This window comes from Streptomyces sp. AC627_RSS907 (assembly GCF_019049165.1).
This window is the reverse complement of sequence record NZ_JAGMUE010000038.1, coordinates 1-9,593: the sequence shown is the minus strand read 5'-3', so window position 1 is coordinate 9,593 and position 9,593 is coordinate 1. Positions and strand designations below refer to the sequence as shown.

The following is a 9,593-nucleotide window of genomic DNA, read 5'->3' as shown; positions in this document are numbered from 1 at the left end:
GCCCCGCACCGGTGTCGCCACCCCACCGGCCGCCCCGTGGCACCGCCCGCCCGCCGCCCACCCCACCGCCCCGCACAGCCTGCCCCCAGGGGCGGCGCTCACGTACCGTTGACGCATGACGAGCATCGGCGCATCTTCCGGCATGGTCGACTGGAATCTCGCGGTGGCGACCGCGACCCGGCTCGTACGGCCGGGCCCCGAGGTGAGCCGCGACGAGGCCAGGGCCGTCGTCGCGGAACTCCGCCGCCACGCCAAAGCCTCGGAGGAACACGTCCGGGGCTTCACTCGTATGGCCACCGACGAGGTCCACGACACCCCCGTCCTCGTCGTCGACCGCCCGGGCTGGGTCCGGGCCAACGTCGCCGGGTTCCGGGAGCTCCTCAAGCCCCTGCTGGAGAAGATGGAGGAGCGACGCGGCGGCACCCCGGGCGGCGCGGTCCTCGGCGCCGTCGGCGGCAAGGTCACCGGCGTGGAGCTCGGCATGCTGCTGTCGTTCCTGTCCTCCCGCGTCCTCGGCCAGTACGAGACCTTCGCCCCGGCCACCCGCGAACTCCCCGCCGGCGCGAACGGCGGCGGCCGGCTCCTGCTCGTCGCGCCGAACATCGTGCACGTGGAGCGCGAGCTCGACGTCGAGCCCCACGACTTCCGGCTGTGGGTGTGCCTGCACGAGGAGACGCACCGCACGCAGTTCACCGCGGTGCCCTGGCTGCGCGACCACCTCGAGGGCGAGATCCAGTCGTTCCTCGCGGAGACCGACGTCGACCCCATGACCGTGCTGGAGCGTCTCCGCGAGGCCGCCCAGACCCTCGCCGGGGGCCGCCCCGAGGGCGAGGAGGACGACGGCGGCCGGTCACTGGTCGAACTGGTGCAGACTCCGGCCCAGCGGGAGGTCCTCAGCAGGCTCACCGCCGTGATGTCCCTGCTGGAGGGGCACGCCGACTTCGTGATGGACGGGGTCGGCCCGTCGGTCGTGGCGAGCGTCGGGGAGATCCGCGAGAAGTTCCAGCAGCGCCGGGCCAAGGGCGCCTCCCGCCTCGACCTGGCGCTGCGCAAGCTGCTCGGCCTGGACGCCAAACTCCGCCAGTACCGGGACGGCGAGCGCTTCGTGCGGGCCGTCGTCGAGGAGTGCGGCATGGACGGCTTCAACCGCGTCTGGACCTCGCCCAACACGCTCCCCACCAAGTCGGAGATCGCCAAACCGGCGGACTGGATCGCGCGGGTGCACCGCAAGCCGGAGTCGTGAGCCCCGCGGACGAGGTGTGAACGAATCCGGCCGACGGCAGGCGAACGCCCCTCCAATCACCCGTCCGAGGGACCGTGAGCCTTCCGTAGGCGTGCGATGCTCAGGGAACGGCCCGTTTCTGTCACCATCTACACACTCTGCGTGACCGAACCTCGGGCTTCCCCCCGAAACTTCATGAAGGGCACCGGACATGGGTCCCCATCCTGCGGTCGCGGCGATACGCCTGGCGGTCCGCCGCGTCCTCCACGACATCCTCACCGAACTGAACACCTCGGCCGGCGTCCCCGCCGCGACGACCGCCGACCGAACGCCCGAGCGCCCGCCCTCACCGCTCGTGCTCGTGGCGTGCTCCGGCGGTGCCGACTCCATGGCGCTCGCCTCCGCCCTCGCCTTCGAAGCCCCCCGGCTCGGCATCCGCGCCGGCGGCGTCACCGTCGACCACGGCCTGCAGAACGGCTCCGACCTGCGCGCCGAAGAGGTCGTCCTGCGCCTGCGCGAACTCGGCCTGGACCCCGTCGAGGCCACCGCCGTGACCGTCGGCCGCGCGGGAGGGCCCGAAGCCGCCGCCCGCGACGCCCGCTACGCCGCCCTGGACGCCGCCGCCGCCCGCCACGGCGCCGCCGCGGTCCTGCTCGGCCACACCCGCGACGACCAGGCCGAGACCGTCCTGCTGGGCCTCGCCCGCGGCTCCGGCATCCGCTCACTGTCGGGCATGGCCGCGGTCTCGGGGGCCGGCGGCCGTTACCGGCGGCCCTTCCTCCAGGTCGACCGGCAGACCGCCCGCAAGGCCTGCATGGTCCAGTCCCTCCCGGTCTGGGACGACCCGCACAACGCCGACCCGGCGTACACCCGCTCCCGGCTGCGCCACGAGGGCCTGCCCGCCCTGGAGAAGGCGCTCGGCAAGGGCGTCGTCGAGGCCCTCGCCCGCACGGCCCAGCTCTCCCGGGACGACGCCGACGCCCTCGACACCTGGGCCCGCCAGGCCGAGCCCGGCGTCCGTGACGCCACCGGCGTCCTGGAGTGCGCCAAGCTCTACGCCCTCCCGCCCGCCGTACGCCGCCGGATCCTGCGCCGCGCCGCCATCGAGGCCGGTGCCCCGGCCGGTGCGCTGTTCGCCCGCCACATCGAGGAAGTCGACCGGCTGATCACCGGTTGGCGCGGTCAGGGAGCCATCAACCTCCCCGGCAAAGTCGTCGCCCGGCGTCAGGGTGGCAGACTGGTGATTCGGCAAGGCTGAATCCGGACCCTCCCACCGACCCGACCACGGGTCGCCGGGGCGCTCCGGAGTGGCCGGTGGGACGACCGAAAGTGATGCGGGTGGACGCGAACGACATGGGTGCCGACCTCGAGAAGGTACTCATCACCAAGGAAGAGATCGACGCGAAGCTGGCCGAGCTGGCCGCGAAGATCGACGCGGAGTACGCGGGCAAGGACCTGCTCATCGTCGGGGTCCTCAAGGGCGCCGTGATGGTCATGGCCGACCTCGCCCGGTCGCTGTCCACCCCCGTCACCATGGACTGGATGGCGGTCTCCTCGTACGGGGCGGGCACCCAGTCCTCCGGCGTGGTGCGGATCCTCAAGGACCTCGACACGGACATCAAGGGCCGGCACGTCCTGATCGTCGAGGACATCATCGACTCCGGCCTGACCCTGTCCTGGCTGATCTCCAACCTCGGCTCGCGCGAGCCCGCCTCCCTGAAGGTGTGCACGCTGCTGCGCAAGCCCGACGCCGCGAAGGTCGCCATCGACGTGGAGTGGGTCGGCTTCGACATCCCCAACGAGTTCGTCGTCGGCTACGGCCTCGACTACGCCGAGAAGTACCGGAACCTGCCCTTCGTCGGCACGCTCGCGCCGCACGTGTACGGCGGCTGAGGCGCCCGTGTAGCGCGTTTCACGGCGTTTCGCGGGGCCGGCCGGGAACCCCGGAGGCCCCCACGCCGTTGGAGCATGCAGACGGGACGCCAGCGGTCCCGTGCGGCTGAGGACCGCCGCGCTGGGGTACCGTCAGAAGAACTGTCTTATCAAACTCACTATGGCAGGAGGGACGGGGCGGCACCGCTCCGTGTGGATGGACGTGAAGCGATACTTCCGTGGGCCGGTCATGTGGATCGTGCTGGCCGTCCTTGCCGTGGTCGTGTTGATGCAGGTCGTCGGCTCGTCCGGCGGCTACAAGACGGTGGACACAGGCCAGGTCGTCCAGGCGATCAACGACAACAAGGTCGAGTCGGCCAAGCTGACCACCGGTGACGAGCAGACCATCAAGGTCGAGCTCAAGGACGGCGAAAAGGTCGAGGGCAGCTCGAAGATCCAGGCGAGCTACATCGGCGACCAGGGCGTGACCCTCGCCAGCACACTTCAGAACAAGTACCAGGACAAGCAGATCCCCGACGGCTACACCGTGTCGCCGTCGAAGCAGAACCCGTTCGTCGGGATTCTGCTCTCCCTGCTGCCGTTCGTCCTGATCGTGGTCGTCTTCCTGTTCCTGATGAATCAGATGCAGGGCGGCGGCTCCCGGGTCATGAACTTCGGCAAGTCCAAGGCCAAGCTCATCACCAAGGACACCCCCAAGACGACGTTCGCCGACGTCGCCGGTTCCGACGAGGCCGTCGAGGAGCTCCACGAGATCAAGGAGTTCCTGCAGGAGCCGGCCAAGTTCCAGGCAGTCGGCGCCAAGATCCCCAAGGGCGTGCTGCTGTACGGCCCGCCCGGTACCGGCAAGACCCTGCTCGCGCGTGCCGTCGCGGGCGAGGCGGGTGTGCCGTTCTACTCGATCTCCGGTTCCGACTTCGTCGAGATGTTCGTCGGTGTCGGTGCCTCCCGGGTCCGTGACCTGTTCGAGCAGGCCAAGGCGAACGCTCCCGCCATCGTCTTCGTCGACGAGATCGACGCGGTCGGCCGCCACCGCGGCGCCGGCCTCGGCGGTGGTCACGACGAGCGCGAGCAGACCCTGAACCAGCTCCTCGTCGAGATGGACGGCTTCGACGTCAAGGGCGGCGTGATCCTCATCGCCGCGACGAACCGCCCGGACATCCTCGACCCGGCGCTGCTGCGCCCCGGCCGCTTCGACCGGCAGATCGCCGTCGACCGTCCGGACATGCAGGGCCGCCTGGAGATCCTCAAGGTCCACCAGAAGGGCAAGCCGGTCGCCGAGGACGTCGACCTGGCGGCCGTCGCCCGCCGCACGCCCGGCATGACCGGTGCCGACCTGGCCAACGTGCTGAACGAGGCCGCCCTGCTGACGGCCCGCAGCGACCAGCGCCTGATCGACAACCACATGCTGGACGAGGCGATCGACCGTGTGGTCGCGGGCCCGCAGAAGCGGACCCGGATCATGTCGGACAAGGAGAAGAAGATCACCGCGTACCACGAGGGCGGACACGCCCTGGTCGCGGCGGCCTCACCGAACTCCGACCCGGTCCACAAGATCACCATTCTCTCCCGGGGCCGGGCCCTGGGGTACACGATGGTGCTCCCGGACGAGGACAAGTACTCGACCACGCGCAACGAGATGCTCGACCAGCTCGCCTACATGCTGGGCGGTCGCGCGGCCGAGGAACTCGTCTTCCACGACCCGACGACGGGCGCCGCCAACGACATCGAGAAGGCCACCGGCCTCGCCCGTGCGATGGTCACGCAGTACGGCATGACCGAGCGCCTCGGCGCGATCAAGTTCGGTGGCGACAACACCGAGCCGTTCCTCGGGCGGGAGATGGCCCACCAGCGCGACTACTCGGAAGAGGTCGCCGCGCTGGTCGACGAAGAGGTCAAGAAGCTCATCGAGACGGCGCACAACGAGGCCTGGGAGATCCTGGTCGAGAACCGCGACGTGCTCGACAACCTCGTCCTCGCCCTGCTGGAGAAGGAGACGCTCGGCAAGGAGGAGATCGCCGAGATCTTCTCCCAGATCGTCAAGCGCCCGGCCCGGCCCGCCTGGACCGGCTCCTCCCGCCGTACGCCGTCCACCCGCCCGCCGGTGCTCTCCCCGAAGGAGCTCGCACTGACGAACGGCGCGAACGGCGCGACGGCGGCGATCTCCACCGCAAAGAGCACCACGGTGGAGCCCGCCCCGGCACCGGAACGAGCGCCGGAGGACCGCCCGAAGAGCTGACCCGGCCACTCCCGGCGGCCCCACCGGGCCCGGAATGTAAGCCGCGCCCCCCAGGTTCTAGCCTTGGGGGGCGCGGCGTTTTCGGTATGCCGAGCGCAGACAGGACAGGAACGAGGCACCAGATGACCGACCCCGTGACGCTGGACGGCGACGGCCAGATCGGCGAGTTCGACGAGAAGCGGGCCGAGAACGCCGTACGCGAACTGCTCATCGCGGTCGGCGAGGACCCGGACCGCGAGGGTCTGAGGGAGACGCCGGCGCGGGTGGCGCGGGCGTACCGGGAGATATTCGCCGGCCTGTGGCAGCAGCCCGAGGACGTGCTGACGACGACGTTCGACCTCGGTCACGACGAGATGGTCCTGGTGAAGGACATCGAGGTGTTCTCGACCTGTGAGCACCACCTGGTGCCGTTCCGGGGCGTGGCGCACGTCGGGTACATCCCGTCCACCAGCGGCAAGATCACCGGCCTGTCCAAGCTCGCCCGCCTCGTGGACGTCTACGCGCGCCGTCCGCAGGTGCAGGAACGTCTCACCACGCAGATCGCCGACTCCCTGATGGAGATCCTTGAGCCCCGCGGGGTGATCGTCGTGATCGAGTGCGAGCACATGTGCATGTCGATGCGCGGCATCCGCAAGCCCGGGGCGAAGACCCTCACCTCGGCGGTGCGCGGCCAGCTGCGGGATGTCGCCACGCGCAACGAGGCGATGAGCCTGATCATGGCGCGCTGACCCGCGCTGACCCGCGCTGCCTGACGCGGTGGCGCGCGGTGGCGCGCGGTGGAGCGGGGGCGTGTCCGGCTGAGTGCTGACGGGGCTGACGCCTGGTGGGGCGGGCTTCTGGCGGGGCGGGGCCTGGCAGGGCCGGTGGCCCCCGGCGGTGCTGGTGCCCGGTGGGAGAGCGGGCATGCGGCGGGAGGCCGGATGCCCGGCGTGGTGGCGGGTCAGGCCGCTGACGCGGCGCCCGGGTGGTCGTCGTCCTCGTCCTCCGGGAGCTTGCAGACCCGCTCCATGAAGACCGCGGCCGCTATCACGGCGATGCCCGCCACGACCGAGAACCCGGCGTAGACGGCCTGGTCGCGGCGGGCCGGGACGTCGAGGTACTCCAGGAGGAAGACGCCCGTGCCGCCGTACATGCCGGAGACGAGGGCGGCCACCAGGGCGCTGGCCTGGCCGAAGACGACGGCGCGGGCCGCCATGATCGGGTCGACGCCCTTGGCGCCGGGGACGCGGTCGCGCTGGGCCTTCAGGCGGGAGCGGATCGAGAGCGCCGTGGCCAGGAGGATCACGGCGATCAGGGCGAGGACGACGGGGGCGGCCAGGGGGACGCTCGGGAGACTCCCGATCGAGTTCCACAGGCGGGCGCCCGCCCAGGACAGGATCGCGGCGACGGCGAACACGCCGGCCAGCACCCTGATGCGCAACTCTTTCACGGTGTCCCGTGTCCCTTCGGTTCCCCTGCGTGGTCGTCTGACCTTCTCGACCTTAACGACTACTCGGGCAGCCGGAGTTCCAGGTCGGCGCGGGGCGCGACTCCGGCCCGCGTGACGGCGGCCAGGAGATCGCCGACCGGGCCGTGTCCCGGCAGCTGGGCGTCGGGGTCGACGTCGTGCCAGGGGGCGAGGACGAAGGCGCGCTCGTGGGCGCGTGGGTGGGGGAGGGTGAGCTGCGGGTCGTCGGAGACGACGTCGGCGTAGGCGACGATGTCGATGTCGAGGGTGCGCGGTCCCCAGCGCTCGTCGCGCACGCGGTGGAACGCCTCCTCGACCGCGTGCGCCCGCTCCAGCAGGGAGGACGGGGGCAGGGTGGTCTTCAGGACCACGACCGCGTTGAAGTACGACGGCTGGCTGCCGGGGTCGACGCCCCACGGCTCCGTCTCGTACACCGGTGAGACCCCTTTGACGCGCACGCCCGGGGTGTCCTCCAGGGCGTCGATGGCGCCCTGGAGGGTCTCCAGTCGGTTGCCGAGGTTGGCGCCGAGGGCGATGACGGCACGCTTGGGGTTGGACAGCGTGGAGTCGGCGGCGTCGACCTGCTCGATGACGGAGGCGGGCACCGGCTGTACGGTCGGGTCGCTGGGACCCCTGGTGAAGGGGGTGCTCATACACGGCTCCGGATGATGGTGACGGTCACGTCGTCGAAGGGGACGGTGATCGGCGCGTCCGGCTTGTGGACGCAGACCTCGACCTCCTCGACCCCTTCGTGCTTGAGGCAGACCTGGGCGATGCGCTCGGCGAGGGTCTCGACCAGGTTGACGGGCTCGCCCTCGACCACGGCCACGACCTCCTCGGCCACGATGCCGTAGTGCACGGTCTTCGCCAGGTCGTCGTCGGCCGCGGCCGGACGGGTGTCCAGGCCAAGGACGATGTCCACGAGGAAGGTCTGGCCCTCCTCGCGCTCCCTGGGGAACACACCGTGGTACCCGCGGGCCTTGAGGCCGCGCAGCGCGACACGATCCACGCGAATCACTCCTGCAGTCGTCGGTCTCGGCCGGTCCGTACCGCGTGCGGGCGGTGCGCCGGCCTCAGTCGAATCTACCCGCGGGCACCGACGGTGCCGGGCCACGGGGTGTGTGGGGCCGGGTGGCGGCCGGGAGGTTTCACCGGGTGTTTCCCCTGGCGGCCCCGGCTGATCACGGGTTGGTGGCCACCCGTACCCGGCGGTCCGTGATTCCGGCCACTCCTTGGTTCCCCGGGGCGGTCCGGGACCGGTCGGTTCGGGACCGGTCGGGTCCGGTCGGTCGGGGGAGGTGCGTCGGGGAGGTGTGTCAGGGCGGTGTGTCCTCGCTCTCCTCGTCGTCGTTCTGCTCCGCCAGTACGGGCGAGGCGTGGTGCGACCAGAGCTTCCAGCCGGACGGCGTGCGCCGGAACGTGTTGGTGGCGACCACGAGCTGTCCGACGAGCGGACCGAGCTCGTCGCCGCCCTCGGGGGCCGGGCCGCCGCTGAGGATGTTCTCGGTGCAGGTCACCAGGGCGGTGTCGCCGGTCACGGAGACGTGCACGTCGGTGAGGAAGAACTGGATGTAGTCGGTGTTGGCCATGATCAGCGCGTACGACCTGAGGACCTCGCCGCGACCGGTGAGGACCGGCCAGCCGGGGTGCACGCAGGAGACCACCCCGGCGTCGGCCGGGTCGTGGTACGACTCGTCGATGCCCAGGTCGGAGGGGGTCAGCCAGAGAGCCGACACCTGTTCGAAGTCGCCCTGCTCCAGTGCTTCGTAGAAGGCGGTGTTGGCGGCCTCGACCTGCTCGACGTCGAGGTGAGGGGCGTTCACCGGGCTCCTTCCGGGCCCGTGGACGCCGTCCGGGCCCCCTCGACGGCGCGTGCGACCCGTACGGCGTCCGCCGTGGCGCGCACCTCGTGCACGCGGACGGCCCATGCTCCGGCGTGCGCCGCGAGTGCGGAGACGGCGGCGGTGGCCGCGTCCCGTTCGCGCGCGGGTGGCGGGGTGGCCTCCGGCCCGGCGAGCACCCGGCCCAGGAACCGCTTGCGGGAGGCGGCGACGAGCAGGGGGTGGCCGAGGGTCAGCAGGCGGTCGAGGTGGGCCAGGAGGACGAGGTCGTGCTCGGCGTCCTTGGAGAAGCCGAGGCCGGGGTCGACGACGACCCGGTCGGCTGCGATGCCGCCCGCGAGGACGGCCTCCACGCGCGCGTGCAGCTCGTCCATGACCTCCGTGAGGACGTCGTCGTAGGCACCCTTGACGTTGCCGCCCTCCAGGGGCCCGCGCCAGTGCATGACGACGAAGGGGGCGTCGGCGTCGGCGACGACCGGGATCATCCGGGGGTCGGCGAGGCCGCCGCTGACGTCGTTGACGAGGGCGGCGCCGGCGGCGAGGGCCTGCGCGGCGACGGAGGCGCGCATGGTGTCGACGGAGACGGTGACGCCCTCGGAGGCCAGACCGCGCACGACCGGGACCACCCGCCTGAGCTCCTCGTCCTCGTCGACGCGGGTCGCGCCGGGCCGAGTGGACTCGCCGCCGACGTCCACCAGGTCGGCGCCCTCGGCGACCAGGTCGAGGCCGTGCTTGATGGCGGCCGTGGTGTCGAAGAATCGGCCGCCGTCGGAGAAGGAGTCGGGGGTCACGTTGACGACCCCCATGACCGCACAGCGGTCCCATGCGGTCAGTCCCGCCAGGTGGCGGCGGCCGGTCTGCTTGCTCATGTGTTCAGCGTAGGCCCCGTGGGTGAGGTGCCTGTGCCTCCGGCGGTTGGGCGGGGGGTACGCGGGCGGGGGTGCGGGTTGTGGG

10 protein-coding genes are annotated in these 9,593 nt (G+C 71.4%); 5 read left to right on the top strand and 5 right to left on the bottom strand.

Features of this window, described 5'->3' with window-relative positions; translation table 11 throughout:
* Positions 1–115: 115 nt before the first annotated feature.
* From KUM32_RS10860 to folE, 5 genes are all read left to right on the top strand, one after another.
* On the top strand, positions 116–1,243 hold the full coding sequence (locus KUM32_RS10860; protein ID WP_217141634.1) for a zinc-dependent metalloprotease: 1,128 nt from the start codon (positions 116–118) through the stop codon (positions 1,241–1,243).
* Between the two features lie 190 nt (positions 1,244–1,433).
* Positions 1,434–2,480, top strand: coding sequence for a tRNA lysidine(34) synthetase TilS (tilS, locus tag KUM32_RS10855; protein ID WP_217141633.1), 1,047 nt, complete (start codon positions 1,434–1,436; stop codon positions 2,478–2,480).
* A 74-nt stretch (positions 2,481–2,554) separates the two neighbouring features.
* Positions 2,555–3,115, top strand: coding sequence for a hypoxanthine phosphoribosyltransferase (gene hpt, locus KUM32_RS10850; protein WP_059301661.1), 561 nt, complete (start codon positions 2,555–2,557; stop codon positions 3,113–3,115).
* Positions 3,116–3,311: 196 nt separating this feature from the next.
* Entirely contained in the window at positions 3,312–5,351 is a 2,040-nt protein-coding gene (ftsH, locus tag KUM32_RS10845; protein ID WP_217141635.1) for an ATP-dependent zinc metalloprotease FtsH, read from the top strand.
* A gap of 122 nt (positions 5,352–5,473) precedes the next feature.
* Positions 5,474–6,079 carry a GTP cyclohydrolase I FolE gene (gene folE, locus KUM32_RS10840; RefSeq protein WP_217141632.1) on the top strand — a complete coding sequence of 202 codons (606 nt, stop codon included), beginning with the start codon at positions 5,474–5,476 and terminating at the stop codon, positions 6,077–6,079.
* 212 nt (positions 6,080–6,291) lie between these two features.
* On the opposite strand, the gene KUM32_RS10835 is transcribed toward folE, so the two are convergent.
* The 5 genes from KUM32_RS10835 to folP form a co-directional block, all read right to left on the bottom strand.
* Positions 6,292–6,780 (bottom strand): DUF3180 domain-containing protein, encoded by a 489-nt coding sequence (locus KUM32_RS10835; RefSeq protein WP_217141631.1) that lies wholly within the window; start codon positions 6,778–6,780, stop codon positions 6,292–6,294.
* 59 nt (positions 6,781–6,839) lie between these two features.
* On the bottom strand, positions 6,840–7,451 hold the full coding sequence (folK, locus tag KUM32_RS10830; protein ID WP_217141630.1) for a 2-amino-4-hydroxy-6-hydroxymethyldihydropteridine diphosphokinase: 612 nt from the start codon (positions 7,449–7,451) through the stop codon (positions 6,840–6,842).
* Positions 7,448–7,807: a dihydroneopterin aldolase gene (folB, locus tag KUM32_RS10825; protein WP_217141629.1), complete on the bottom strand. Its 360-nt coding sequence runs from the start codon at positions 7,805–7,807 to the stop codon at positions 7,448–7,450. Before folB ends, folK begins: the two co-directional genes overlap by 4 nt.
* A gap of 307 nt (positions 7,808–8,114) precedes the next feature.
* Entirely contained in the window at positions 8,115–8,621 is a 507-nt protein-coding gene (locus KUM32_RS10820) for a nuclear transport factor 2 family protein (RefSeq protein WP_217141628.1), read from the bottom strand.
* Positions 8,618–9,508 (bottom strand): dihydropteroate synthase, encoded by an 891-nt coding sequence (gene folP, locus KUM32_RS10815; RefSeq protein ID WP_217141627.1) that lies wholly within the window; start codon positions 9,506–9,508, stop codon positions 8,618–8,620. The genes KUM32_RS10820 and folP overlap by 4 nt, the downstream gene beginning before the upstream one ends.
* Positions 9,509–9,593: the final 85 nt, after the last annotated feature.

What these genes read in the sequence shown, in the direction of transcription:
- KUM32_RS10860 (WP_217141634.1), top strand. Translation starts at nt 116, where the DNA reads ATGACGAGCATCGGCGCATCTTCCGGCATGGTCGACTGGAATCTCGCG.
- tilS (WP_217141633.1), top strand. Translation starts at nt 1,434, where the DNA reads ATGGGTCCCCATCCTGCGGTCGCGGCGATACGCCTGGCGGTCCGCCGC.
- hpt (WP_059301661.1), top strand. Translation starts at nt 2,555, where the DNA reads ATGCGGGTGGACGCGAACGACATGGGTGCCGACCTCGAGAAGGTACTC.
- ftsH (WP_217141635.1), top strand. Translation starts at nt 3,312, where the DNA reads ATGGACGTGAAGCGATACTTCCGTGGGCCGGTCATGTGGATCGTGCTG.
- folE (WP_217141632.1), top strand. Translation starts at nt 5,474, where the DNA reads ATGACCGACCCCGTGACGCTGGACGGCGACGGCCAGATCGGCGAGTTC.
- folK (WP_217141630.1), bottom strand. Translation starts at nt 7,451, where the DNA reads ATGAGCACCCCCTTCACCAGGGGTCCCAGCGACCCGACCGTACAGCCG.
- folP (WP_217141627.1), bottom strand. Translation starts at nt 9,508, where the DNA reads ATGAGCAAGCAGACCGGCCGCCGCCACCTGGCGGGACTGACCGCATGG.